The organism is Zhongshania sp. R06B22 (assembly GCF_040892595.1).
Taxonomy (GTDB): domain Bacteria; phylum Pseudomonadota; class Gammaproteobacteria; order Pseudomonadales; family Spongiibacteraceae; genus Spongiibacter; species Spongiibacter arctica.
On record NZ_JBFRYB010000001.1, the window covers coordinates 815449 to 839670 of the forward strand.

Annotated in this window: 23 protein-coding genes and 1 other RNA gene; 14 read left to right on the top strand and 10 right to left on the bottom strand. The window is 50.5% G+C overall.

Annotation, left to right across the window (positions count from 1 at the left end):
- Window positions 1–5: 5 nt before the first annotated feature.
- Window positions 6–527, top strand: a complete 522-nt coding sequence (locus tag AB4875_RS03700) for a hypothetical protein (RefSeq protein ID WP_368374700.1) — start codon at window positions 6–8, stop codon at window positions 525–527.
- Window positions 528–584: 57 nt separating this feature from the next.
- On the opposite strand, the gene mscL is transcribed toward AB4875_RS03700, so the two are convergent.
- The 3 genes from mscL to AB4875_RS03715 form a co-directional block, all read right to left on the bottom strand.
- Complete coding sequence (mscL, locus tag AB4875_RS03705; protein WP_368374701.1) at window positions 585–1040, bottom strand: large-conductance mechanosensitive channel protein MscL; 456 nt, start codon at window positions 1038–1040, stop codon at window positions 585–587.
- A 135-nt stretch (window positions 1041–1175) separates the two neighbouring features.
- On the bottom strand, window positions 1176–1565 hold the full coding sequence (locus tag AB4875_RS03710; protein ID WP_368374702.1) for a hypothetical protein: 390 nt from the start codon (window positions 1563–1565) through the stop codon (window positions 1176–1178).
- A gap of 109 nt (window positions 1566–1674) precedes the next feature.
- The gene (locus AB4875_RS03715; RefSeq protein ID WP_368374703.1) at window positions 1675–2748 is read right to left on the bottom strand and encodes an NAD(P)H-dependent flavin oxidoreductase; all 1074 of its coding nucleotides are present in this window, start codon (window positions 2746–2748) and stop codon (window positions 1675–1677) included.
- 229 nt (window positions 2749–2977) lie between these two features.
- Between AB4875_RS03715 and AB4875_RS03720 the strand changes: the two genes are divergently transcribed.
- The 4 genes from AB4875_RS03720 to AB4875_RS03735 all read left to right on the top strand — a co-directional run bounded on the left by AB4875_RS03720 (window position 2978) and on the right by AB4875_RS03735 (window position 7758).
- The gene (locus tag AB4875_RS03720; protein ID WP_368374704.1) at window positions 2978–3748 is read left to right on the top strand and encodes an SDR family NAD(P)-dependent oxidoreductase; all 771 of its coding nucleotides are present in this window, start codon (window positions 2978–2980) and stop codon (window positions 3746–3748) included.
- A 96-nt stretch (window positions 3749–3844) separates the two neighbouring features.
- Window positions 3845–4792 carry an alpha/beta hydrolase gene (locus AB4875_RS03725; protein WP_368374705.1) on the top strand — a complete coding sequence of 316 codons (948 nt, stop codon included), beginning with the start codon at window positions 3845–3847 and terminating at the stop codon, window positions 4790–4792.
- Between the two features lie 521 nt (window positions 4793–5313).
- Complete coding sequence (locus AB4875_RS03730) at window positions 5314–7026, top strand: thrombospondin type 3 repeat-containing protein (protein WP_368374706.1); 1713 nt, start codon at window positions 5314–5316, stop codon at window positions 7024–7026.
- Between the two features lie 54 nt (window positions 7027–7080).
- The gene (locus tag AB4875_RS03735) at window positions 7081–7758 is read left to right on the top strand and encodes a hypothetical protein (RefSeq protein ID WP_368374707.1); all 678 of its coding nucleotides are present in this window, start codon (window positions 7081–7083) and stop codon (window positions 7756–7758) included.
- A 1036-nt stretch (window positions 7759–8794) separates the two neighbouring features.
- Here AB4875_RS03735 and AB4875_RS03740 read toward each other — a convergent pair.
- Complete coding sequence (locus AB4875_RS03740; protein WP_368374708.1) at window positions 8795–9166, bottom strand: hypothetical protein; 372 nt, start codon at window positions 9164–9166, stop codon at window positions 8795–8797.
- A gap of 30 nt (window positions 9167–9196) precedes the next feature.
- Window positions 9197–10423 (bottom strand): phosphoglycerate dehydrogenase, encoded by a 1227-nt coding sequence (gene serA / locus AB4875_RS03745; RefSeq protein WP_368374709.1) that lies wholly within the window; start codon window positions 10421–10423, stop codon window positions 9197–9199.
- A 92-nt stretch (window positions 10424–10515) separates the two neighbouring features.
- Between serA and AB4875_RS03750 the strand changes: the two genes are divergently transcribed.
- Both AB4875_RS03750 and AB4875_RS03755 read left to right on the top strand, forming a co-directional pair.
- Complete coding sequence (locus AB4875_RS03750) at window positions 10516–11928, top strand: D-2-hydroxyglutarate dehydrogenase (protein ID WP_368374710.1); 1413 nt, start codon at window positions 10516–10518, stop codon at window positions 11926–11928.
- A gap of 38 nt (window positions 11929–11966) precedes the next feature.
- Window positions 11967–12626, top strand: coding sequence for a fumarylacetoacetate hydrolase family protein (locus AB4875_RS03755; protein ID WP_368374711.1), 660 nt, complete (start codon window positions 11967–11969; stop codon window positions 12624–12626).
- Window positions 12627–12671: 45 nt separating this feature from the next.
- Here the strand turns inward: AB4875_RS03755 and rpiA are convergent, their stop codons facing one another.
- A complete protein-coding gene (gene rpiA / locus AB4875_RS03760) occupies window positions 12672–13343 on the bottom strand; it encodes a ribose-5-phosphate isomerase RpiA (protein ID WP_368374712.1) in 672 nt (223 codons plus the stop codon).
- A gap of 283 nt (window positions 13344–13626) precedes the next feature.
- Between rpiA and ilvA the strand changes: the two genes are divergently transcribed.
- The 3 genes from ilvA to AB4875_RS03775 all read left to right on the top strand — a co-directional run bounded on the left by ilvA (window position 13627) and on the right by AB4875_RS03775 (window position 16809).
- The gene (gene ilvA / locus AB4875_RS03765) at window positions 13627–15144 is read left to right on the top strand and encodes a threonine ammonia-lyase, biosynthetic (RefSeq protein ID WP_368374713.1); all 1518 of its coding nucleotides are present in this window, start codon (window positions 13627–13629) and stop codon (window positions 15142–15144) included.
- 565 nt (window positions 15145–15709) lie between these two features.
- The gene (locus tag AB4875_RS03770; protein WP_368374714.1) at window positions 15710–16063 is read left to right on the top strand and encodes a hypothetical protein; all 354 of its coding nucleotides are present in this window, start codon (window positions 15710–15712) and stop codon (window positions 16061–16063) included.
- Window positions 16064–16188: 125 nt separating this feature from the next.
- Window positions 16189–16809, top strand: coding sequence for a hypothetical protein (locus tag AB4875_RS03775; RefSeq protein WP_368374715.1), 621 nt, complete (start codon window positions 16189–16191; stop codon window positions 16807–16809).
- Between the two features lie 1261 nt (window positions 16810–18070).
- Here AB4875_RS03775 and AB4875_RS03780 read toward each other — a convergent pair.
- The 4 genes from AB4875_RS03780 to AB4875_RS03795 all read right to left on the bottom strand — a co-directional run bounded on the left by AB4875_RS03780 (window position 18071) and on the right by AB4875_RS03795 (window position 19492).
- Window positions 18071–18673, bottom strand: a complete 603-nt coding sequence (locus AB4875_RS03780) for a 5-formyltetrahydrofolate cyclo-ligase (protein WP_368374716.1) — start codon at window positions 18671–18673, stop codon at window positions 18071–18073.
- Between the two features lie 71 nt (window positions 18674–18744).
- Window positions 18745–18925, bottom strand: a non-coding RNA gene (gene ssrS, locus AB4875_RS03785) — 6S RNA.
- A 52-nt stretch (window positions 18926–18977) separates the two neighbouring features.
- Window positions 18978–19286, bottom strand: a complete 309-nt coding sequence (locus tag AB4875_RS03790) for a cell division protein ZapA (RefSeq protein ID WP_368374717.1) — start codon at window positions 19284–19286, stop codon at window positions 18978–18980.
- Window positions 19283–19492, bottom strand: coding sequence for a TIGR02449 family protein (locus AB4875_RS03795; RefSeq protein WP_368374718.1), 210 nt, complete (start codon window positions 19490–19492; stop codon window positions 19283–19285). Before AB4875_RS03795 ends, AB4875_RS03790 begins: the two co-directional genes overlap by 4 nt.
- Before the next feature lie 169 nt (window positions 19493–19661).
- Between AB4875_RS03795 and AB4875_RS03800 the strand changes: the two genes are divergently transcribed.
- From AB4875_RS03800 to AB4875_RS03815, 4 genes are all read left to right on the top strand, one after another.
- A complete protein-coding gene (locus tag AB4875_RS03800) occupies window positions 19662–20243 on the top strand; it encodes a UPF0149 family protein (RefSeq protein WP_368374719.1) in 582 nt (193 codons plus the stop codon).
- A 150-nt stretch (window positions 20244–20393) separates the two neighbouring features.
- A complete protein-coding gene (gene pepP, locus AB4875_RS03805; RefSeq protein WP_368374720.1) occupies window positions 20394–21725 on the top strand; it encodes a Xaa-Pro aminopeptidase in 1332 nt (443 codons plus the stop codon).
- Entirely contained in the window at window positions 21712–22959 is a 1248-nt protein-coding gene (gene ubiH, locus AB4875_RS03810) for a 2-octaprenyl-6-methoxyphenyl hydroxylase (RefSeq protein WP_368374721.1), read from the top strand. The genes pepP and ubiH overlap by 14 nt, the downstream gene beginning before the upstream one ends.
- A gap of 5 nt (window positions 22960–22964) precedes the next feature.
- Entirely contained in the window at window positions 22965–24197 is a 1233-nt protein-coding gene (locus tag AB4875_RS03815) for a UbiH/UbiF/VisC/COQ6 family ubiquinone biosynthesis hydroxylase (protein ID WP_368374722.1), read from the top strand.
- Window positions 24198–24222: the final 25 nt, after the last annotated feature.

Genomic DNA, 24222 nt, shown 5'->3' on the forward strand with positions numbered 1-24222 from the left:
GAGACATGCGAAAACTTTTGCCGCTGAGTATCTTATTTACTTGCTTATTCGCGGCGCCGGTATGGGCTGAATGTGCTTATCCGGATAGCGACCGGGGCGAGGCCCCTGCCTGGGTGTGTAATCTCGATGTTTATGAGGGCGCTGACTTCCTCGCTTATGGTGATAAAAGCCGCCTGCCATCTATTTCACTTCAGAGCCGACTTGCCGCAAAGGTTGCGATGGTCGCTGTAGTGAGTAAGTTGCTCGACTATGCCAAGGCTGAACTTGCTGCCGAATTACCCCCAGAAACACTTTTGGTGTCGCCGGCTACAGATGATTGGTCTCGGGTCGCCAAATTCAAGGGAATGAGAATTTTGGAGAAAACGGCAAGCCCGCAGCGCCATTTATATGTTCTGGCTGGGGTTGAGCCAGACGTCCGCGATGAGTTGATCGCGGTAGCCAGAAAAGAAGTGCTAAACGCAAATAAAAAGAGTTTGATTGCGCAGCTCGGTCAGGACGGTTGGAAAAAGTTGCTAGTCTCTAAATAGAGGCAGTCATCAGTGGCGCTGGCGCCGACCAATGACCGTCATGAGATTTTTATTTCTTTAAGTGAGTTCTGATGTACAGCTTGGACAGCGCGTCGCCTTTAGAGCAATTTGGCTAATGCAGTGTGGGCACTCTTTGTTAGTCGGTTCGGCGGGTGCCGCTTCCTCTTCTTTGCGTTTCATATTATTCATACCTTTGATAAGCAGAAATACTGAAAACGCGACAATAATAAAGCTGATCATCGTATTGATGAATACGCCGTAATTTATAGTGACCGCACCTGCAGCCTTTGCGGCCTCCACCGTGACATAAGGCCCGGCAACTTCGGCGCCTTCTTTTATGGTGATAAACAGTTCTGCAAAGTTGACACCACCCATCATAATGCCAATCGGAGGCATGATGATGTCAGCGACCAAGCTTTTTACAATGGTGGTAAATGCGCCGCCGATAATAATACCCACAGCCATATCGACAACATTGCCGCGCATGGCAAACTTTTTGAATTCATTCAGCATAGTTAACCCCTTTTTCAATGGATGAAAATAATTTCTGGTGAATATGGTGTTGCCGTTTCCTACTGAAAATAAACCGCTCACTGCTTCTGAATTAAGTGTGGCGAGAGTGTAGTGCAAGTTCAGAGGTGCAAATTGTTAGCGCGCTAAGCGAATACTTAAAGCGGCGGCAAGCCCCCAGACGCCATTCACCAATAAAACCAATATAGGTGTGTATATCCCTAACTCGGTGCCACCGAGGCCCTTTCCTGCTTGGGGGAATATTAGCAGTAGCTGCACTGCTGTTGGTGCTAAACTAATCAGTAGTCCTTTAAATAATAGGCGAGATTGCAGCATGGGAAGGATGAAAAGTAATCCCCAGAGACCGCCCCAAACTATTCTTGGGTAAAGCCAAGCCGGATCAAGGTGGGGCGCAATAGAGATATTAAAGCGCGCAGTAAATCCGTAATAGCCCAGCCACCAGAGCGCCACACTATTGGCCAGCGCACCGATGCTGCCCGCCGCAAAATAAATCATTAATTTTTTCATTTAAATTTTTCCGTTGCCCAAGGAGGCCGTAGCAAATTGCCTTGGCGCAGTGTAATAGCTTGTCGATGAATTGATATGACAATCTAGCCGTAGTTGAGTCACTTTTGCATTAAGTCTTAAAAGATTCCGGCAATCCCGCTGCGAGTTCGGCCAGTACTTGTGCGGCCGGTATATTGCGGCAATGCTGATTATTGCTGCCCGCCCAGAGCGGAGAAAAATCCCCGCTTGCTAGTTTTTCAGCCTTGCTGCGCAGTGGGCCGATGGCCGTACTCGCAAAGGGAAAGGCAGGGGCGAGTGCATTGATAGGGCCGATTTCTTTGATAAGCCGATTGATGATTCCGCGCGCGGGTCGACCCGAAAAGACATTGGTTAAGGTGGTGGCCACACTGCATTCATTTTGCAATGCTCCACGATGAACTGCGCTGGTGTCGGCTTCTGGACACAGTAAAAAGGCAGTGCCGATTAATACCCCAGCAGCGCCGAGCGCCATTATTTCGGAAATATCTGCGGCGCAGCCAATGCCCCCGGCGGCGATGACTGGTAGGTCGACACTGTCTTGTATTGCCGTGAGCAGCTCCCTCAGTGGGAGTTGCGACGCAACATTGTCGCTTAGAAACATACCGCGGTGTCCACCCGCCTCAAGTCCTTGAGCAATGATGATATCGGCGCCATGTGTTGCTAGCCAGCGCCCTTCATCGGCGGTAGTGGCAGACGCTAATATGATGCTCCCCCAAGATTTCAGCCGATCTAATAGCGGCGGCTCAGGTAATCCAAAGTGAAAACTAATAATGGGTGGCGCGAATTTTTCTATAAGGTCGGCGGTGTCACTGCTGAAGGCCTTGCGCGCAGGCCCTGCTGTTATGGCCTTGGCATCCAGGCCAAGTTCATCATAGTAGGGGCGAAGCAGCTGCCGCCAAGCGGCTTCGGCTGCTGGATCGGGCTGCGGGGAGGTGTGGCAGAAAAAGTTTAGGTTATAGGGCTTGTTGGTCTGGCATGTCAGTGTGTTCAGCTCGGCTTCTAATGCCTCGTCGCTAAGCATGGCGCAGGGCAGCGAGCCCAGGCCCCCGGCATTTGATATCGCGACGGCTAGCTTATGGTTTTGCACCCCGGCCATCGGCGCTTGGATAATGGGCAGGGCGGTGCCTATTAGTGACCTTAGAGTCTTGGCGGCGTCAGCGGGCATTGTTGGTACTCCAAATCATGGGTCTGAAAATTATCCTATCTAGCTTAGCCTAGGGAGCCGCTCAGTCACAAACCTCAGTTTTGGAGCAGTGTATATATCGAGTGATTCTGCTTAGTGGTTTGCCAGCAATATCAGCTAAGGTACTATATCGCACTGCTTGGGGTCGCAATGATTAGTGTTGTAGCGATTAGTCGGGCCGATTAAATGGTAAATAAAAAAAGGATAGGGAATGACTACGCCTTCGCGGACAGAAATTGCATTGATCACAGGTGCCTCGGCAGGAATAGGACGGGCATTTGCGTTGCAGCTTGCACCCCGCTGCAAGGACATGATTTTGGTCGGTCGTGACCCAGCTAAGCTAGCTAAGGTCGTGGCCGAGCTAGAGAGCCCCGGTCTAACTATTACTAGCTTTGCCCTAGACTTGACAGTTACCGAGGGCGTTACTCGGGTCATGGAGGCGATTCGCCAGAAAGGCCCAGTCACTATACTAATTAATAATGCCGGCTTTGCTAGCTTTGGAAAATTTGCCGAATCTGATTTGGATATAGAAATGGCCATGGTGAATTTGCACTGCAATGCCAGTTTGGCACTGTGCCGCACGGCCTTACCCTATATGAAAAATGAAGGGCGTGGCGTGGTGATAAACGTATCATCACTTGGCAGTTTCTTCCCATTAAAATATTCTGCAGTGTATGGCGCGAGCAAGACGTTTTTGACCATGTTTTCACAAGCGCTTCAGCTGGAGGTGCAAGCAGATGGTATTCGGGTTCAGTGTTTGTGTCCTAGCTATACTCATAGTGATTTTGGTGATCGAGAGCCTATGGCTAAGGCCGATGTTACTAAGGTGCCGGATGAGCTTTGGTGGACGGCGGAAGACATTGTTGCGGTTAGCCTCGCTCAACTTGAAAGTGAGTCTGGCGGTGTGCTTTGTTTGCCTGACGAATCTAGTCGTAAACTTGTGCAGCAGGCCTTGTCGGCTCAGGCTGCTGAATTTGCCTAGGGCTTAGATAGATTCCCTCTGCTTATTTTCGGTCGCGCTTGAGATTGTGTGTTTGTAATCGACTTAATTGAATAATCTATTTTTGGAGTAACTCCATTGACTACTTGGTCTGTAGATTTTGACCCGTTCAACTTGCCATCGCTGCCAGATATATCTGCGGACAGCCTGATTGCGGATATCGATTGGGCGCTAGATTACAGCAGCTATTTCGACACCAATTTTGAGGAGGCCTATCCGGGGCTTAGACATTTATTTGGTGGTTTTGATAGCGCTGGCGAACGCATTGCAATGCAGGTTTTTAGTTTGCCGGATGCCCACAGTACGGCGTTTGTTTATCACGGTTACTACGACCACGTTGGTTTATTTAATAATGTTATTAATTATTTTTTAAAGCATGGCTATTCCGTTGTTGCCTATGACCTGCCCGGCCACGGTTTATCGACCGGGGAGCGTGCGGCCATTAATGACTTTATGAGTTATCGGCAAGTCTTGAGCGATGCATTTGGGGTTGTTGCTGACTTTGGCTTGCCGGCGCGGCGGGTTGGCTTGGCACAAAGTACCGGTTGTGCGGTGCTAATGTCGCATCTATTGAGTGGTGGTGAGGCTGATTTTGATCGGGTGGTGTTGTTGGCGCCGCTACTGCGTCCGACCAAGTGGCACTGGGGCAGACCAGCACATGCGTTGTTGAAATATTTTATCCATAGCTTGCCGCGTAAATTTGCGGATAATTCAGACGATCAGATTTTTCTTGAATTTTTGCGAGAGCGAGATCCCCTGCAGGCGAGAATATTGCCTGTGAGTTGGGTGGGTGCATTAAAGAAATGGCAGTCATGGTTTCTTCGCCAGGCGCCGGTACCCAGCTCGGTATTGATTTTACAGGGTGATGAGGACGAGACAGTTGACTGGCGATATAACTTGCCGCGCATTAAGCGTAAATTTCCCAATGCCAAAATTATCCATGTGCCAGGCGCTAGACATCATTTGGCGAAAGAGGGTGAGGCGTTTCGGGAACAGTTATGGCAGGCCTGCGATGATTATCTTTAATTATTTTGTAAAAACTAAAAGCGCCTAAATAAAAATAGTGTTGATACTTGAATGTCATGGTTGAGTAAAAGCGGGCATTTGTGCTTGCGAGATATGTTCTGATTTTGCTTATCTTATCACTCCCCTGATCGTCTTGAGACTCTGTGTTTGTTACCATTATTCTTGTTTAGTTTGCCGGGTTGGTGAATCAACTTTATGGGACGAATAGTGTAGAAATATGACTCACATTAGAATTGTAAGCGTAGTGTTGAATAAAAATTATCGATCTAGTGTCACGTAAATACCCATCATTGTGCGCGACGAACTGTATTTGGGTGTGGCGCTACTCAAAGATGCTCGTGTATTGATAAGTGCCTCCACATAAAAAGTATAGATCAGCCTCGAATAAAATATATAATTATTTAGTCTCTGAATTTTCTTTACTTCGCGCAAATTTTGCTGCTATGGTTTTTTGACTGTGACAATTTTGTGTCAGCTATGTCACAAAATAATATAAATATAAATTATCAGGAGACTGGCCAATGCAATTTTCCCGATCGGGCAGCGCTGCAGGCAAAGCTGCGTGCACCGTCCTTCTTTCGGCCGCGCTTGCTGCATGTGGAAGTGATGGAGGCGGCGGTGGCGGCGCCAATCAATCCGGTAATGTATCAGGTAGTGCAGTTAAAGGACCCATGGCTAACGCTGTCGTTAGTATTTATCAATTTTCTAGCGGTGCCAGTAAATTTCAAGGAACACTATTAGATACTGGTTCGACTAGTTCACAGGCGGAGATTCAGGGCCTTCAAATCCCCGGTGATCATAGCGGTGTTATTATTTTTGAGGTCACGGCAGACGATGACACTATTGACCTTGCCTCCGGCGCTGCGCCTGCGGTAACTGTTTTTAGGACAGTGCTTGCTGATACAGCAACCGCCTCGGCAAACCCTATTTATCCGTCCCCGTTGACTACACTTGCTTATGACTTGGCTGTGCTTAAGGCCGACAGCAATACCGGTGGGTTTTCGGGCAATAATGACGGCACCACAACGGAAGCAGAATTTCTGCAAGGGTTTAGTGTTGCCGCCGCAAAGGTGGCCAGCAGTTTGGGCTTCGGTATCCCTAGCAACCTTGATCTGAATAGCACGCCACCTATGGTGACGGCGGCGACTACCACCACTGAGTCTCTTAGTCAGGCTGCTTCTTATCGCACAGCTATCGAGGCTGTCAGCGCGATATTGTTAAATATTCGGGCCGCAGCTCAGGCGAGTAATGCTAACTCTCCGGAAACAACCGACAGCTTGCTTTCGGCTTTAGCGGCAGATCTTAGTGATGGCGAGATTGACGGCCAAGCCGACGGTCAGGCGATTTCTGCGTTCAGTGATGTCGCTGATATTGTTAGTCAGATCAATGTTGATCCCGCGACGCTGACAATACCGGGCACTAATATTTTGGTGGCTGACGTCGAATCGATTTTGGTTAGCGAGAAGCAAGGCACCGGCGTTAGTACCGATAGTAGCGACTTGGAAGATGGCACTGCATCGGCAACACCTGTACCAGCTGAGACCACCTCAGATCTTGATGACGATGGCGTAGCGGACGGCGTGGATAATTGCCCTAATACTGCCAATCAGGGGCAGGCTGACTTCGATGAGGACGGCGTTGGTAATGCCTGCGATAGCGATGATGACAATGACGGCGTAGCGGACAGTCAGGACGCATTCCCTCTTAATGCCGCTGAAGATACTGATAGTGATCAGGATGGGGTGGGTGACAATGGCGATAACTGTCCTGCGGTAGCTAACGCTAATCAAGCAGATCAAGATCAAGATGGCTTGGGCAATGCATGCGATGTCGACGACGACAACGACGGCGTTGACGACGAGATCGACGCCTTCCCGCTGGATGCTAGCGAAACCATTGACACCGATAGTGATGGCATTGGCAATAACGCTGACACTGACGACGACGGCGATGGTGTGAATGACGGCGCAGATGCCTTCCCGTTGGATTCTACTGAGTCTGTAGATACCGATGGAGATGGTGTGGGCGATAACAGTGACGCCTTCCCTGATAACGGCGACGAAACTGTGGACACTGACTCAGATGGTGTGGGTGATAATAGTGACAATTGTCCTAGCATAGCTAACGCTACTCAAACTGATACCGACGGCGACGGTATAGGTGACGCCTGTGATGGCGACAGCCCAGACGCAGTGTGGGACAGCTTCAATTGGAACGGCGCTAACTGGCAATAGAAAGCGTATTCCATTAACGATCAAGACGAACGTTCTAAAATTTTGGAGAATAATATGAAAAAAGTAATCGCACTTACCGCCGCATTGGCTCTCTCCGCTGGCTCATTGATTGCCGGTCAGGTGAATAACAGTGGCGTCTCAACTTTTACAGCCGGGCAACCGGCGGTAGCCGCTGATGTTAACAGTACATTTCAGGCGCTGATTACGGCCATTAACGACAACGCGACGCGCATTGCTGCGCTGGAGGCCGCCGCACCTAGCTTAAGCGTTGCAGGTAAATCATTTAGCGTGCGTAGTATAATCAGTGAAGTTGCTGTGGGTGAAAATCCTAATGATGGCGACGGACAATCATACAATCCTGCGGGAGGCAACGACTTCGTCAATATCTCTAACGGAACATTACAGGCGACAGTTTCTTTTGATGCTAATGGTGGGGGCGGTACCTTTGTCCTTGAGTCTGACAAGTACTTCGAGGCCAATATCCCAAATAATAAATTTCAAGACTTTTCTGACGCTAATGCAACCGACGTAATAACCTTCATTCAGGTGGGTAACGCGGTGACTGTCACTTTCCCTGATAATGGTACGGCGGAGTTCTTGGTGGCGGCTAACGGCACAATGTTGATTTCAGCAGTTAGTGAGCTTGAAACGGCTGCCGAGTTCGATGATGGTAGTACCGGTGAGGCGTCGTATGTTGAGTTTCTTATAGGTGTACAAAATACGGCACAATAATTTTCAGTAGTTTTGTTATTGAAATAGCCCCGCATTGGCGGGGTTTTTTTTGCGCTGTATTTTATGGGGTAAGTCGCCCAGCAAGGGCGAAACCAAGGCTTACAGTAAATCGCCAAAACATTTCAATTAGCGAGCATCAAAACAACGGCATTCGCTTCGCTCACATGGATACCCGATCGGGGTCGGGTATGACGGAGGTCTTTACGTGCGATCCACTTTATTCTGTCATCCTCAGCTCGATTGAGGATCCATAGACCGCAGACTTTGCACCGCGACGTGCTCCGCTAGAACCAAAGGCAATCACTCTGCTCACATGGATACCCGATCGGGGTCGGGTATGGCGGAGGTCCTTGCTTGCGAGTCACTTTATTCTGTCATCCTCAACTCGATTGAGTATCCATAGACCGCAGACTTTGCACCGCGACGTACTCCGCTAGAACCAAAGGCATTCGCTCCGCTCACATGGATACCCGATCGGGGTCGGGTATGACGGAGGTCTTTGCTTGCGAGTCACTTTATTCTGTCATCCTCCGCTCGATTGAGGATCCATAGACCGCAGACTTTGCACGGCGACGTGCTCCGCTAGAACCAAAGGCAATCACTCTGCTCACATGGATACCCGATCGGGGTCGGGTATGACGGAGGTCTTTGTTTGCGATCCACTTTATTCTGTCATCCTCAACTTGATTGAGGATCCATAGACCGCAGACTGTGCGCGGCGACGTGCTCCGCTAGAACCAAAGGCAATCACTCTGCTCACATGGATACCCGATCGGGGTCGGGTATGGCGGAGGTCCTTGCTTGGGATCTACTTTATTCTGTCATCCTCAACTCGATTGAGGATCCATAGACCGCAGATTTTGCACGACGACGTGCTCCGCTAGAACCAAAGCCAATCACTCCGCTCACATAGATACCCGATCAAGCTAGGTATGACGAGCTACTAGAGAATACCCGCCCTTGCGAAGAGGGTGCGGCGTTTGTTGCCGCCAAGGAATTCCTGCTTTGGTCTAAGCTCATTGCAGAGGTTCGAGGATCAACCCACCGACGGTGGCGTAGTATTCGCCACCCATTCCCACCATTGGTGCTCGCCTTCTGGCTTGTCTGTGTCCTGGCAGCGATGCACATCCCAAGTGACTAAGTAATCTGGATTGCTAATTGCTTCGCCGTCACCGGTTTTGTAATCACCCGCTGGAGCGATAAACCACGGCGCCATTGATGAGGGCAGAGTGAATTCTTCCTCATTAGTTTGGCGCAGGGTGATACCTTCTTTTATCGTTACTCTGACTACCGTGCCGGCTAGCATTCTTTGCTGCAGGGCATCGCCGTTGAGATCAAAATAACTGATTCCTACGAGCGCGCGCTTGTCTAGTAAGGCGGCGAGTTCGGGGGATAGAATGTCAGCCATTTTCGACAATGCTTCCTGTAGTAAGTGGTTTTAAAACAAAACGCGGCAGCGAATAGTGCCTTTCACATGTAATAATTTCTCAACCGCAAATTCGCTGGAGCCTTCGTCGATATCCATGACTACGTAACCGACTTTCTCGCTGGTTTGCAGGTATTGGCTGCAAATATTGATGTTGTTGTCAGAAAAAATCAGGTTTATTGCGCTGAGTATTCCCGGAACATTGTGGTGAATATGCAGAATACGGTGTTTGCCGGGGTGAGCTGGCAGCGCCACTTCCGGAAAGTTAACCGATGAGGTGCTGGTGCCGTTGTCTGAATATTTGACCAGTTTATCTGCGACTTCCATGCCGATATTAAGCTGGGCTTCGACGGTTGATCCGCCAACATGGGGAGTCAGAAATACGTTGTCGAAGTCGCGCAGCGGTGAAATAAATTCGTCGCTATTGCTGCGGGGCTCTTCTGGGAAGACATCGATTGCCGCGCCAGCTAATTTATTGTCGCGCAGTGCATTCACTAGGGCGTCAATATCAACGACGGTGCCGCGCGCCGCATTAATTAGAATCGCACCAGTCTTCATTTGGGCAAATTCATTGGCGCCGATCATCATCTGAGTCGACGGCGTTTCCGGCACATGCAGGGTGATAATGTCAGAAGTAGCAAGTAACTCGCCCATGCTGACTTGGCTGGCATTACCCAGTGGCAATTTATTGACCACGTCGGTAAAACACACTTCCATGCCCAAGCTCTCGGCAATAACAGACAGCTGCATACCAATTGAGCCATAGCCAATAACGCCAAGGCGCTTGCCGCGAATCTCATAGGACCCAACGGCCGTTTTCATCCACTCACCGCGGTGAGCGGCAGCATTTTTTTCAGCCAGACCGCGCATCAATAAGATGGCTTCGGCGATAACCAGTTCGGCGACCGAGCGGGTGTTTGAGAACGGGGCGTTAAATACCGCAATCCCGCGCTCGGTGGCAGCCTGTAAATTAACTTGGTTGGTACCAATGCAAAAACAGCCGACAGCGATCAGTTTTTTCGCTTCATCCAATACTTCTTCAGTGAGCTGGGTGCGCGAGCGAATGCCGACAAAATGGGCGTCGGCGATCTTTTTCTTAAGCTCGTCGTCAGGCAGGGCTTTTTGGTAGTAGTCGATATTGGTGTAACCCGCCGCATGCAGGGCATCGACAGCGGACTGGTGAAGTCCTTCCAATAATAGGAATTTGATTTTGGCTTTGTCGAGGGATGTTTTTGCCATGAGTTTGCTCGCCCCACTCTGAGGTACAGTGAAAGCGCAGTATGGTATCATAAGCGCCTTTCCCAAGTGCTATTCAGAGAGGCATTTTTACCATGTCGGCAAGCCCCTTACCGTCTTCCGAAGCCATTATTAGTGAGCTACAGGCAATCGTCGGCAACGACAAAGTACGCAGTGACGCTGAAATCCTGTTAAGTCATGGCCGAGACTGGACTAAAGTCCATACTCCGGCGCCTTTGGCAGTGGTATTTCCCCGCACCACTTCAGAGGTGCAGGCGGTGGTAAAGCTGGCGAATCAATTGGAATTTGCCATAGTGCCGTCGGGTGGGCGCACCGGTTTGAGTGGCGGCGCGGTAGCGGCGAATGGCGAAGTGGTGGTGTCCTTTGATTATATGAGCCATATCAGTGACTTCGACCCGATTGATCGCACGGTGGTGTGTCAGGCTGGGGTGATTACTGAGCAGCTGCAGAATTTTGCCGAGGAGCACGCACTATTTTATCCGGTTGATTTTGCATCGGCTGGTTCGTCGCAAATTGGCGGTAATATCGCCACCAACGCCGGCGGTATCAAAGTGATTCGCTACGGTATGACCCGCGACTGGGTTGCGGGTTTAAAAGTGGTCACAGGCAATGGTGACATGTTGGAGTTAAATCGCGGCTTGCTGAAAAACAATGCGGGCTACGATTTGCGTCAGCTTTTTATTGGCGCTGAGGGCACCTTGGGCCTGATTGTAGAGGCCACCATGCAACTCACGCGACCGCCCAAGAATCTCACGGCTTTTGTGCTGGGGGTTGAAGATTTTAGCGGCATTATGAGTTTGTTTAATCGTTTTCAGGCTGAGATGGATCTGACGGCGTTTGAGTTTTTCTCTGAACAAGCACTGCAAAAAGTGGTGGCCCATAGCAAGGTGCCGCGGCCCTTTGAATCGACCTGTCCCTATTATGCCTTGCTAGAATTTGAGTGCTTGAACGACGAGGTTGAGGCCCAGGCGATGGCCTTGTTTGAGGCTTGTGTAGAAGAGGGCTGGGTTACTGACGGCGTGATGAGCCAGAGTTTGGAGCAGCTTAAAAACTTATGGCGCCTGCGTGAGGATATCTCGGAAACCATTTCTAAGTGGACGCCGTACAAGAACGACATTTCGACTATTATTTCTCGCGTACCGGACTTTCTAGAGTCGGTTGAAGCCTTGGTTAGCGCCCAATACCCAGATTTCGAAATTATTTGGTTTGGCCATATTGGCGACGGTAATTTACACCTTAATATTCTTAAACCCGACGACATGGATAAAGACGAGTTCTTTGATAAATGCGGCACGGTGAGCGTGGGCGTATTTGAAATTGTTGCCAAGTTTGGCGGCAGCGTGTCGGCGGAACATGGCGTGGGATTACTGAAAAAAGCCTATTTGCCTTACTCCCGCTCCGAGACCGAAATCGCCCTGATGCGCCAAATTAAACAGGTTTTTGATCCCAAGGGGGTTATGAATCCGGGCAAAATTTTCGATCTATGAATCTTGGAGCATGGCTTATAAGTCTGCGGAGTATGTAAATGTATCGCCATCGCTTGCTGGGTAATGTCGAATTCCCTTACCTACCGGGTAAGGTAGTGTGTGTTGGCCGCAATTATGCAGATCACGCCAAAGAGCTTGGCAATGAGATCCCTAAATCGCCGCTGTTGTTTATGAAACCGGCGACCGCCATGGTGGCAATGGCTGAACCATTGGCGCTGCCCGAGGGTATGGGCGCCTGTCACCACGAGTTAGAAATGGCGCTGCTCATTGGCGAACCGCTAACAAAGGCGGCGCCAGAGGAATGTCGCGGAGCCATTGCCGGAATTGGACTTGCCTTGGATTTAACACTGCGAGAGCTGCAAGACGAGCTCAAGAAAAAGGGTCACCCGTGGGAGCGCGCCAAAGCCTTTGATGGCGCCTGCCCGCTTGCTGAGTTTGTTCCCTTTGATCCGAGTTTGGATTTTAAGTCGCTGACCTTGCGATTAACGCGTAACGGTGGCCTGCAGCAGCAAGGCAGCTGTGGGGATATGCTGTTCAGTGTTGAAAATTTATTGAGTGAGATTAGCCACAGTTTTAGCTTAGTGCCCGGTGACGTGGTGTTAACGGGAACACCGGCTGGCGTCGGGCCGCTAAATTCTGGTGATAAATTGCTGGCTGAGCTGGGCGATTTTTTGCAGGTTGAGACGATCGTCGCTTAAGTGGTGTCGATACGACGCCCTAGAATTAGCGCGTCGTGTTTAAGATCATGCTTTCAGTATTTTTACACCGTCCGCAGTGCCAAGTAATAATATATCCGCTGGCCGGCAAGCGAAAAGTCCATTGGTGACCACGCCGGTAATGTTGTTTATCTCTTCTTCGGTTTTACGCGGCGTGCTAATCATAAAGTCATAGACGTCGATAATGATGTTGCCATTATCGGTTACTACGCCTTCGCGATAGACCGGGTTGCCACCCAATTTAACGAGTTCTCGCGCCACATAGCTGCGCGCCATTGGAATGACTTCTACGGGGAGGGGAAACGCGCCCAGTTGGCCGACCAGCTTGCTGCCATCAGCAATACAAACAAACTCTTTGCTGGCTGCGGCGACAATTTTTTCTCGGGTGAGGGCTGCGCCGCCGCCCTTAATTAGCTCAAGTCGCTCGTTGGCTTCATCTGCGCCATCAACGTAAACCGCGATGGTGCCGGTGGTGTTCAGCTCAAAGACTTCTATACCGTGTTTGCGTAGGCGCTGCGCAGATGCTTCTGAGCTGGCAACGGTGCCCTTGATATCGCCTTTAAATTTTGCCAATAAGTCGATGAAAAAGTTGGCGGTAGAGCCGGTGCCAATGCCGATAATTTCGCCATCGAGTATGGCGGGTGTGATGTGATCAATTGCGGCCTGTGCTACCGCAAGTTTTAGCTCATCTTGTGTCATTGTCGACCTTTGCTGTTGCGCTGGGGGTAGATTGCGAGCAAGTATAAAATTGCTAGCGGCCAATTGCGAGGTGCAAATATCGGCGGTTCGCGGGACTCCTTGTCGGGTCTTGCGATGTGCCGCTCTAGTTAAGCTGTAAGAAGGGCATAAACGAGGCGGCTGAGGCCGATACTTGTTTTGCCCTGGATGCTGCGGGTTTGCTGCGCTTTGTTCTTAGACGCGGTAGACTGGCCAGCTGAATTTTTGCGTATTTTTTGCGCAGTAATGGAGACCGCACAGAGCCATGCCCGAGAGTTATGTTAAAAAAATCCTGAAAGCTCGCGTCTATGATGTCGCTATAGAGTCGCCTGTTGATCGCATGAACTTATTGAGCAAACGACTGGATAACGAAGTCTTGTTGAAGCGCGAAGATTTGCAGCCGGTATTTTCTTTCAAGCTGCGCGGCGCCTACAACAAAATGATGAGTCTTACTGCCGAAGAGCTCGGCAGAGGCGTGGTTGCGGCTTCGGCCGGTAATCACGCCCAAGGTTTGGCGCTGGCTGCTTTAAAGCTTGGCGTTAAAGCGACTATCGTGATGCCTAGAACGACGCCGCAAATTAAAGTTGATGCGGTGCGGGCCCGTGGCGGCAAGGTTATATTGCATGGCGATACTTATGACGAGGCTTCGGTCTTTGCCAAAAAACTGGTGGAAGACAAGGGCATGGTTTATGTCCATCCCTATGATGACCCAGAGATTATCGCAGGTCAGGGTACTGTCGGCATGGAAATTCTTCGTCAGGTGACAGGCCCGCTGGACGCAGTTTTTGTACCCGTTGGCGGTGGTGGTTTAGCTGCCGGTGTTGCGGCATACATCAAATATGTTCGTCCGGAAGTGAAGGTGATCGCGGTAGAGCCAGAAGATGCGGCGTGTCTGAAGTTGGCCTTGGAAAAAGGTCGTCGAGCCATATTGCCGGAAGTGGGTATATTTGCTGACGGTGTTGCGGTCGCGCAGATTGGTAAAGAAACCTTTCGGGTATTACGCAAAACCATTGATGGTGTCATTACTGCAAGCACCGATGAAATGTGCGCGGCGATCAAGGATATTTTTGATGATACCCGCTCGATTGCAGAACCTGCTGGCGCGCTCGCCTTGGCGGGCTTGAAAAAATACGTTGAAGAGAACGACTGCAAAGGCCAAACACTGCTGGCGATAGACAGTGGTGCCAATACCAATTTTGATCGTTTGCGTTACATTGCCGAGCGCACTGAAATTGGCGAGAAGCGCGAAGCCATTTTGAGCGTTACTATTCCCGAGCGCCCTGGCAGCTTTAAGAAATTCTGCGGGGCCTTGGGGCGTCGCAATATTACCGAGTTTAATTATCGCTTTGGCGATGACCGCGACGCCCAAATTTTTGTGGGTGTATCAGTGGCGGCCGGAGGGGGTGATCGTGAAGAACTGGTAGAGACCCTGCGGAAAATGGATTATCTGGTGGCAGATTTCACCGACAATGAAATGGCGAAGTTGCATATTCGTCACATGGTGGGCGGCCATCGACCAGCGGCAGTGACAACTGAGTTGCTGTATCGTTTTGAGTTTCCAGAGCGCCCCGGCGCCTTGATGAACTTTTTAACCAAGCTGGGCAATCGCTGGAATATTTCTTTATTCCATTATCGCAATCACGGCGCTGCCTATGGTCGGGTTTTAGTTGGTCTGCAGGCAGATAAAAAAGAAAGGGCTGAAATAGAGTCCTTCCTTAAAAAACTGGCCTACCCCTTTCACGAAGAAACTGATAACCCAGCCTATGAGCTTTTCTTGAGCTAGCGTGAGTTTGGTTTAGAAAGTTGTTTGCAGGTAATGGCTTATTTAAAGCCTTGCAGGTGTTGATTAAAAAGGCTCTCCACGTGAGAACCTTTTTTTTGGTTTTTGTATGAAGTGCGCTGCACGACAGAGGTAGTGGCAGACGCTAGTCCGGTAGCACAGTCACAGCCTAGCTGCGCAGTCTGCCCGCAATGCAAGCAACCCGCTTTGCGTATTGTGGGAGAACGCCCTTCGGAGGGCCGACGACGATGATGCGAAGACGGTAGATAGCATTACATCAATCGCATTGATCAGCACAGTGCGTCACGCCACTGGGATAACGTGTGGACATTTACCGGAAAAGTGCTTAAATAGAGCTAGAATCTGCACGTCAGCGCCACGCTACAATAGGGAAATACCAGAAATGGATCAGACAGCTAAGGATGGTTGGCCTTCAATGGCTACAGTAGATACAGGTGTTCTAAACAATAATAGATGCCACCACCGCAAAGCGGCTCAGTCCAAGAGGCGTTTATATGTCGTGCTACGCACAACAGATAAGCGCTAAGTAGTTAGGCAGCACAAGAATATGAGTCCAAGTAAACAGTTTTGTATAATTTCATGCATTGCTGCATTCCTTGGAGTTGTAGGCTCATATCTCTGTAATGCATATTATCATTTTGATATTGTTCGCTATCTATGGTTAGCGGTTACGCTTTGGGTGTTTGGAGCAGTTTTTCCAACAATAGCGCTTGGTCTAGTTTTTAGAACTTATAGGCAATTACATCTAGCACCACTCGTGCTTATCATTACCAGTTCGGTTTTATATTTTGGTATTGGTCAACGGTTTGCAATATTAGCAGTAGGGGTTGGTATTGCATTTATAATCGCATTATTAATACCTCATGTATGGGCTGTAATAACTGTTCGGCGGGGTAAATAAAATGCCTAACAAAAAGCTGCACCTGACATTTTTTGCTACGCTCAATTGCGTATGTCGCTGCGCTTCATTTTACATAATTGCTCCCAGCAAAAACTGCAGGTGAGCTTGGCGTTAGGGAGATATAAGTGACTTGGGAGTATCAGTCAGAGACATGGATGTTTTATGGTCTGAGCGACCTCTATTATTCCTTTCATACATCTGAAGAATGGGTGTTTGATTACCATTGCTCATTTTTTGCGGTTACTGCGCTAGAGAAATATCTTAAGAGTAGGCTCATCTACTCAAGAAAGGACTTGGATCCAGATGCTACCGAGCCGGAGATTGAATCAAAATTTCTTCTTTATGCTAAGCGATATAGCCATAAATTCGAGGAAATGATACATGAAGCTGAGTCGCTCCTTGGCGGAGAGAGGCTAAGTTCGATATTAGACCGCAGTCATGATGGTTATATAGGTCGAGAGCTGGTAGCGGTGCTCAAAGATGCTTATATGGAAACGCGATATCCAACATCGCAATTTGTCTCACAAGCGTTCCCTCTCGGAGACAATGTCTACCATAATCCACTGTCTTCGTCAGGACTTTTGCATTTTGTTCAGGCAATGTGCAGAGAGCTTACGTATGGATTGGCGGGGAACATCAGCGTACCTAAAGTCTACGAGAATGTGGAAAAGACATACTCCCACTTGGAGCCTTTCTCGAGGTTTAGAAATCTATATACGCCAGAACTGTGGAGTAAATCTCCCTAACAAGAAACTGCAGCCGATCGCTAACGCGCCGGATGAGTAAAGCGTTAAGCGGCCAAGACTGAATCCATGCGAAGAATTCAAGTCGTTGAAGATGGCAATGAATAAGCTCATCGATTTGAGCATGAAAAAATTATTAATCGCAATTTCAACCATTAAAAATTCGGATTCACAATCTTAGTGATACGGCAGTAAGCGGACTTCAGCTAAACCAGTAATTGATATGTAGCTAGATTTTATTTCGCCCTCGCTGGGCGACTCACTTCTTTTTGCGAAAAAAGAAGTAAGCAAGAAATTCGCCCGCTATCACTCACCCTTCAGCACCGCTGAGCACTGCAGCAAGTAACGGATTAAGCGGGAAACTGTTTGAGCCGAAGGCGAGTTTTTCCAGCGCCGTTACTTGCGAAGCGCGGAGGGGATCGATGGCGCTTTTTTGCCATCGACGGTGGTGTAGGGTGCCCTTTTTCTTTGCTTACTTTATTTTTGGGCCAAGCAAAAAGAAAGTGAGTCGCCCAGCGAGGGCGAAATCTAGGCTAGCAGTCGGCGCACAAAACATTCCGAAGATCAGATATCGAAACAACGGCATTCGCTGCGCTCATATTGATACCCGATCGGGGTCGGGTATGACGGCATCAGAAAGAAATCTGCCATTACGAAAACGACGGTTGTCACCACAACACTCCCAGCCTGCACCAATCCCCTTCAACGCCGCTGAGCACTGCAGTAAGTAACGGGTTAAGCGGGAAACTGTTTGAGCCGAAGGCGAGTTTTTTCCGGGGGCACGCTGCCAGCGCCGTTACTTGCGAAGCGCGGAAGACAAAACGGCAGGATAGCCGTTTTGAACGCCCGTATGGGCGGCCTTTAGGCCGAGGGGCAGGAAGCCCCGGGTTAATGCGATGGCGCTTTTTGCCATCGACGGTGATGCAGGGTGCCCTTTTTCTTTGCTTACTTTCTTTTTGGGCATGCAAAAAGACAAAGCTTTCTATTTGATCGCCGCTTTTTGGCGACCCGTAGGGTGAGGCACGTAGTGCCGAATAAAGTTAGTCGCCCAGCGAGGGCGAAAACCGGGCTAGCGGTAAAACCACATAACAGGCTATCGATCTGGCATCTAGCAAAGGCATTCGCTGCACTCACATGAATACCCGATCGGGGTCGGGTATGACGGTACTAAAGAACCGTCTCCCTTGCACAGGGCGGAGAGTGTCTAAAAAAGCAATCGCTTCGCTCATGTGGATACCCGATCAAGTCGGATATGACGGGACTCTCATCGCTTTTTCACTTTCATAACCTGCCTATCTGTCACAATAAAATCGAGAGGAATATCCCAGTCGTCGCTGGGCAGTGAGTTTACTTCCTGGCAGTGGTGGGCAAGGCCAATCATGATGGGTTTGCGCGCTTTAGTGTTTCGTTTAAAAGCGAAAGCGCGGTCGTAATATCCGCCGCCCATCCCTAGGCGTCGTCCTGCTTTGTCAAATGCTGTTAACGGTAGAAGCACAATATCGAGCTTGTTTGCGGCTTGTGCTTGGCGATGAAGGCCAGGGGGTTCGCCAATGCCATATCGATTTGGGCGAAGTTGTTGGCGGTGGTGGTAGGGGTAAAACGCCATACTATTGCTTGATGCGGCCTGAGATATTTTTGGCAGGTAGCAATGCTTTGCGCACAGGTCGGCGTGACGCAATAGTGTTGCGGGTGATATTTCTCCATCGCTGGCGATATAGCCTGCAATGTGCCGAGCGCTGCGAAATGCAGGAAGTTGAATTAGTCGCCGCATTAGCTGTGATGCTGCGATGGACTGCTGTTCCCGACTTAGACTTTGGCGTCTGGCGCGAAGATTGAGGCGGAGTTTTGACTTAATGGCAGAGTTCATACTGGCAGTATAGCGTTGGCTTGGTAAAATTGTGATGGCTTAACACGGAGTATGATTGCGCGGAAATTTGAAAAGGCCCCAAGATACCGCCGGCTACGTGGCCCTTGAACCCAGCGGTTCAAGGTGGAGTTCTCCGCGAGATTATTAGGCTTTCCGACAAGCGGACATGCACACCAATCTCGGCTAGAGCACTCCGGGGTAAAAAGCATCGGCTCAGGGGTCTAAGCAGCCTAGCTAATATCCCAGGGTAGGACCGAGTATACCGCCTGCCCCTGTCTAATAACAGGGCGAGCCTATAAGGGAATTAACTAATATCTAACTGTCTGCAACGCTGCAAGGTCTGCTCAACTTTGTCGCTGATACGGTTTACCGTTTGGGTTTCTGCTTCTGTTGGCGTAGCGTTTTGTTTAGCTTGCAGTAACTCATAGCTGATATTCAAAGCCGCCATGACGGCGATGCGTTCGAGGCCAATAACTTTGCCAGAGGTGCGAATGCCACGCATCTTTTGATCGAGAAATTGCCCTGCCTGCATTAAGGCTGCTTGCTCTTCCGGCGGGCACGCTACCTGATACTCTTTATCCAATATTTTGAGGCTGATGGTGTTTGTGCTCACGACTCTTTCTCCAGCGCGCGCAGGCGTTGAATCATAGACTCAACTTTGGCGCGGGCAGTATCTGTTTTTTCAATCAGCTGTTCGCGCTCGGTACGCCAGTGGAGGGCGTTGGCTTTTAGGGCGCGATTTTCCTTGTCTAATTGCTCACACAACTGGACAATTTCGTCTACTTTGTTTTCCAAAAGTTGCAACTGTCGCTGATCCATCTTGAGATTGCGTCCGTTTGTAGAAATATATTTGATAATAGTAGAGCGGGCCTTACGGGTGGGTCAATGTAATTAAATGCGACGTGTTTCGTCAATGCATTGAGATTCGATTTTATGGGGCTTCGGCGCTACCATTGCCGGCCAACGACGTATTTATGGATTTGTATACATGACAGCCAGTTTAGAGCACGACGATCTCGCCAATTTATTTTTGAGTTTAGGGGCGCTGCAGCCACCTGCTGAGTTACATGGCTATGCGGCGGGGTTTGTCTCGGTGGGTGGGCGTATCACGGCGGATGGCTGGCTCAAGCACTGTATGGACTTGCTCGATTGCGAGACCCCTGACCCAGAGCAAAGTCAGGCTTTGTATACGGTTTACACCTCTGCGCTGGAGAATATGGAATCTGGCGAAATGAGTTTAGATTTACTCCTGCCAGATGATGAGTTTGACTTGGATCAGCGGATATCGAGCCTGGGGCAGTGGTGCCAAGGTTATTTGACGGGTTTTGCCATGGCTGGCAAGCAGCAGAGCGTTGATCAGCAGAAGACCTATTCGCCAGATTTAACCGAAGCGATTAGCGATATTGCCGCCATAGCCCAAGTATCGGCAGATGAGCAAACCGACGAAGAGGGTGAGCAAGATTACTTCGCGGTGTGTGAGTATGTTCGGGTTGCGGCAATGACCATTTTTGTTGAGTGTAATGATGGCGAAGTGGCTGCCGATGATGCCAAGACGCCGCGCCTGCATTGATTTAGGTTATACATCTTGTCGCCTTGATCCATTATTGCCTGAAAGCCTTAAGACAAAGGCGCGATCAAAGCTCAGTCTAGGCGTGGCTGTGATAAGATTTTGTAGCAAGCTTGGCGAATGCGCCAGTCCACATAAGGTAGTGAAAACAGCATGACGATTAGTAAGCAGGAATATGTCCGTCGCCGCAAAAATTTAATGGCCCTGATGGAGCCAGACAGTATTGCAGTGGTTCCTTCTGCCAAAATGGTCACCCGCAATCGGGATTCCGAGTACGCCTTTCGTCAAGACAGCGATTTTTATTACCTGACGGGCTTTGATGAGCCCGATGCGGTGCTAGTACTGTTGCCAGGCCGTGCGACGGGTGAGTGCGTGCTGTTCTGTCGAGAGCGCGACCCCGCTATGGAGTTGTGGAATGGCTATCGCGCGGGTCCAGAGGGCGCGGTTTCAGCTTACGGCGCCGACGATGCATTTCCGATTAGTGATATCGACGATATTCTGCCGGGTTTGCTAGAGGGGCGTCAGCGTGTGTATTACGCCATGGGCCGTCACACCGAATTTGATCAGCAGGTGATGCAGTGGGTTAACGTGATCCGCTCTAAGATTCGCACCGGCGCCCAGCCTCCGGGCGAATTTTTAGATTTAAATCATCATCTCCACGATCTGCGCTTATATAAATCGGCGGCTGAGTTAAAGGTGATGCGCCGTGCCGGCGAGATTTCTGCCCACGCTCATGCTCGCGCCATGCGCAAGTGTCGTCCCGGCGTATATGAGTATCAGCTTGAAGCCGAAATTCTGCATGAATTTGCTAGCAACGGTGCGCGCTTTCCCGCTTATAGCACGATTGTAGGTGCTGGTAAGAACGGCTGTATTTTGCATTATGTTGAGAACAGCTGCGAAGCCCGCGATGGTGATTTAGTGTTGATTGACGCCGGTTGTGAGCTGCATTATTACGCGGCTGACATCACCCGCACCTTCCCGGTTAACGGCCGGTTTAGCGCGGAGCAGCGCGCCTTGTATGAGGTGGTTCTGGATGCTCAAAAAGCGGCAATAGCTGCGGTCAAGCCCGGTAACCACTGGAATCAACCCCACGATGAAACCGTCAGGGTCATCACCGAGGGCTTAGTCGCTCTAGGCTTGTTGAGCGGCGATGTAGAGACACTGATTGCCGATGAAGCTTATCGTCCGTTTTATATGCACCGAGCCGGCCACTGGTTGGGCATGGATGTACACGATGTTGGCGACTATAAAGTAGGCGGTGAGTGGCGGGTGCTCGAAGAGGGCATGGTGCTGACCGTTGAGCCTGGCATTTATGTGGCGCCGGACAACACCGATGTGGACGCCAAGTGGCGCGGCATTGGTATTCGTATTGAAGATGATGTGGCGGTCACTAAAACCGCGCACGAGGTGCTGACGGGCGCGGTGCCTAAAGAAGCTGATGAAATTGAAGCCCTGATGGCGGAGGCGCGCCTTGCCGCACACTGATTACGATGTGGTTATCGCTGGCGGCGGCATGGTTGGTGCCAGCTTGGCCCTGTGCCTAGATTGCTTTAGCCGCGCCGGTCTGCGGGTGCTGGTTGTTGAAAGTTTCCCCCTGCCGCCTATTGGCGAAGGCAAGCCTGCTTACCGACCGAGTTTTGATGCCCGCTCGACGGCGTTGTCATTTGGCAGTGCGCAAATTTATCAAGAATTAACGGTATGGCCACTGCTCGCTGAGCATATCGCTACCATCTCCCAGGTTCATGTGTCTGATCGCGGTCATTTTGGCAGCGCCTTAATGACCGCGGCCAGCCAAGGCTGGCCAGCCTTGGGCTATGTTGTCGAGAACGCGTGGCTGGGCAATGTACTGTTGAATCAACTGCGTCTGCACACCAATGTCGAGTTTTTGTCACCGGCCTCGGTCGAGGCAGTGGTGGTATCGCAGGGCTATGCAACATTGACTCTGCGTGAGGGTGATACGCTTCGAGACGTGACAAGCCAGCTAGTCGCTATTGCCGACGGAGCGGATTCCGGTCTGCGTACCCAGCTGGGTATTAGTGCCAGCGTTGACGATTATCATCAAGTTGCGGTGATAGCCAATGTGGGAACCGAAAAGCATCACGGCGGGTGCGCCTATGAGCGTTTTACCGAAAGAGGCCCCTTGGCCTTGTTGCCCTTATCGGAAGATGAGGCGGGTATGTCGCGTTCCGCTCTGGTATGGACCTTTCCCGAAGGCATGGCTGAGGAAGTCGCCAGCTGGTCTGACGAGGCCTTTTTGGCCGAGCTACAGCGCAATTTTGGTTATCGCTTGGGTCGGCTGAGTAAAGTGGGGCAGCGCAATGCGTTTCCACTGCGATTGATGCAGGCCGATGAACAGGTGCGCGGCCAGGTCGTGATATTGGGTAATGCGGCGCACTCGCTGCACCCGGTTGCGGGGCAGGGCTTTAATTTGGCGCTGCGCGACGTAGAGTGTTTAAGTCGTTTGGTGGCCTCAGCGCACATCGCGGGCGAGAATTTGGGTGATTTAAAATTGCTGCAGCGCTACATAAACAGTCAGCGAGGCGATCAGCTGATCACCACCACCTTCTCGGACCAGCTCAGCGGAATCTTCAGTAATCGCAAACCGGTATTAAGTCTTTTCAGAAATCTTGGTTTATCTATGCTGGATGTAAGCCCGTCGGCAAAATCACGGTTTGTAGCCAGGGCGGCGGGTATTTTGCCCGGTGCAGCAGCGGAGTAATACAAATGTCGGCTGAGAATAGTGCTGATTTCGACCTAGTGATTGTTGGCGCGGGTATGGCCGGTGCGGCCCTGGCCTTGGCGGTGGCAGATTTGCCGATAAAGGTGGCCTTAATTGAAGCGCAGGCCGTTCGCGAGGGCTGGCCGGCCATTGACGACAGCGTGTTTGATTACGATGCCAGAGTGAGCGCGCTTACCGAGTCTTCCCGTGGTTTTTTGGACGAGCTAGGTGCATGGTCCGATATTGTCAGTCGTCGGGCCTGTGCATATACCGATATGGAAGTGTGGGATGGCGAGGGCACCGGTCGCATTCATTTTGCCGCCAGTGAGGTCAAGCGAGCCGCACTGGGGCATATCGTAGAGAACCGCTTAATTAACGCATCTTTGATCAACGGTCTGCGGGAGAATGCGCGGGTTAAATGTTTCTTCGGAATGCCTGTTGAGACCATGGACCGGCAGCAGGGCTTGATTAGCTTAAAGCTTGCGGGTGGCAAGCTTGTTCGCAGTCCCTTGGTGGTCGCGGCCGACGGCGCAAATTCAAAGATTCGCGAGTGGGCTGGATTTGTTACCCGCGAGTGGGATTATCACCACCACGCTATTGTGGCGACGGTAGAAACTGAGAGCGCCCATAAAAATACCGCATGGCAGCGATTTTTACCTGAAGGCCCGTTGGCCTTTTTGCCGCTGTCAGACGCGGCCGGTGAGCAGCGTTACTGTTCTATTGTGTGGTCGGTAAAGCCAGATATTGCCGAAGCTTTGATGTCTTTAGGTGACGATGATTTTTGCCGCGAGCTGGCCGCTAAGTTTGAGCATCGGCTGGGCTCGGTGGTGGCGTGTAGTCGCCGCTTTAGTTTTCCGCTCAGGCAGCGTCACGCCGCAGATTATGTTTCTGATGGGGTGGTGTTGCTGGGGGATGCAGCGCACACCATCCACCCCTTGGCAGGCCAGGGCATTAATTTGGGCTTTCAGGATGCAATGGCGCTGGCAGACGAGTGCCGTCGCGCCTGTGAGCGGGGCTTGTCGCTGAGCGATACTGGCGTATTAAATCGATACCAGCGCCGCCGCAAGGGCGGGAATTTAGCGATGATGGCAATGATGGAAGGCTTTCAGCATTTATTTGAAACGCCAGCTATGCCTTTGCGCCTATTGCGCAATACCGGAATGCGTTGGTTGGACTCGGCGCTGCCCTTAAAAAGACAGATTATCGCCAAGGCGATGGGATTGTCTGATAAGCCCTAGTAATCCTTCAATATAAAAACGGCGG

Bases quoted from the DNA above. Each gene is read 5' to 3' on its own strand.
- AB4875_RS03710 (WP_368374702.1), bottom strand. From the start codon at position 1,565: ATGAAAAAATTAATGATTTATTTTGCGGCGGGCAGCATCGGTGCGCTG.
- AB4875_RS03780 (WP_368374716.1), bottom strand. From the start codon at position 18,673: ATGAACTCTGCCATTAAGTCAAAACTCCGCCTCAATCTTCGCGCCAGA.
- AB4875_RS03750 (WP_368374710.1), top strand. From the start codon at position 10,516: ATGTCGGCAAGCCCCTTACCGTCTTCCGAAGCCATTATTAGTGAGCTA.
- AB4875_RS03800 (WP_368374719.1), top strand. From the start codon at position 19,662: ATGACAGCCAGTTTAGAGCACGACGATCTCGCCAATTTATTTTTGAGT.
- AB4875_RS03720 (WP_368374704.1), top strand. From the start codon at position 2,978: ATGACTACGCCTTCGCGGACAGAAATTGCATTGATCACAGGTGCCTCG.
- AB4875_RS03815 (WP_368374722.1), top strand. From the start codon at position 22,965: ATGTCGGCTGAGAATAGTGCTGATTTCGACCTAGTGATTGTTGGCGCG.
- AB4875_RS03715 (WP_368374703.1), bottom strand. From the start codon at position 2,748: ATGCCCGCTGACGCCGCCAAGACTCTAAGGTCACTAATAGGCACCGCC.
- AB4875_RS03735 (WP_368374707.1), top strand. From the start codon at position 7,081: ATGAAAAAAGTAATCGCACTTACCGCCGCATTGGCTCTCTCCGCTGGC.
- AB4875_RS03730 (WP_368374706.1), top strand. From the start codon at position 5,314: ATGCAATTTTCCCGATCGGGCAGCGCTGCAGGCAAAGCTGCGTGCACC.
- AB4875_RS03755 (WP_368374711.1), top strand. From the start codon at position 11,967: ATGTATCGCCATCGCTTGCTGGGTAATGTCGAATTCCCTTACCTACCG.
- ilvA (WP_368374713.1), top strand. From the start codon at position 13,627: ATGCCCGAGAGTTATGTTAAAAAAATCCTGAAAGCTCGCGTCTATGAT.
- serA (WP_368374709.1), bottom strand. From the start codon at position 10,423: ATGGCAAAAACATCCCTCGACAAAGCCAAAATCAAATTCCTATTATTG.
- rpiA (WP_368374712.1), bottom strand. From the start codon at position 13,343: ATGACACAAGATGAGCTAAAACTTGCGGTAGCACAGGCCGCAATTGAT.
- pepP (WP_368374720.1), top strand. From the start codon at position 20,394: ATGACGATTAGTAAGCAGGAATATGTCCGTCGCCGCAAAAATTTAATG.
- AB4875_RS03740 (WP_368374708.1), bottom strand. From the start codon at position 9,166: ATGGCTGACATTCTATCCCCCGAACTCGCCGCCTTACTAGACAAGCGC.
- AB4875_RS03770 (WP_368374714.1), top strand. From the start codon at position 15,710: ATGAGTCCAAGTAAACAGTTTTGTATAATTTCATGCATTGCTGCATTC.
- AB4875_RS03795 (WP_368374718.1), bottom strand. From the start codon at position 19,492: ATGGATCAGCGACAGTTGCAACTTTTGGAAAACAAAGTAGACGAAATT.
- mscL (WP_368374701.1), bottom strand. From the start codon at position 1,040: ATGCTGAATGAATTCAAAAAGTTTGCCATGCGCGGCAATGTTGTCGAT.
- AB4875_RS03700 (WP_368374700.1), top strand. From the start codon at position 6: ATGCGAAAACTTTTGCCGCTGAGTATCTTATTTACTTGCTTATTCGCG.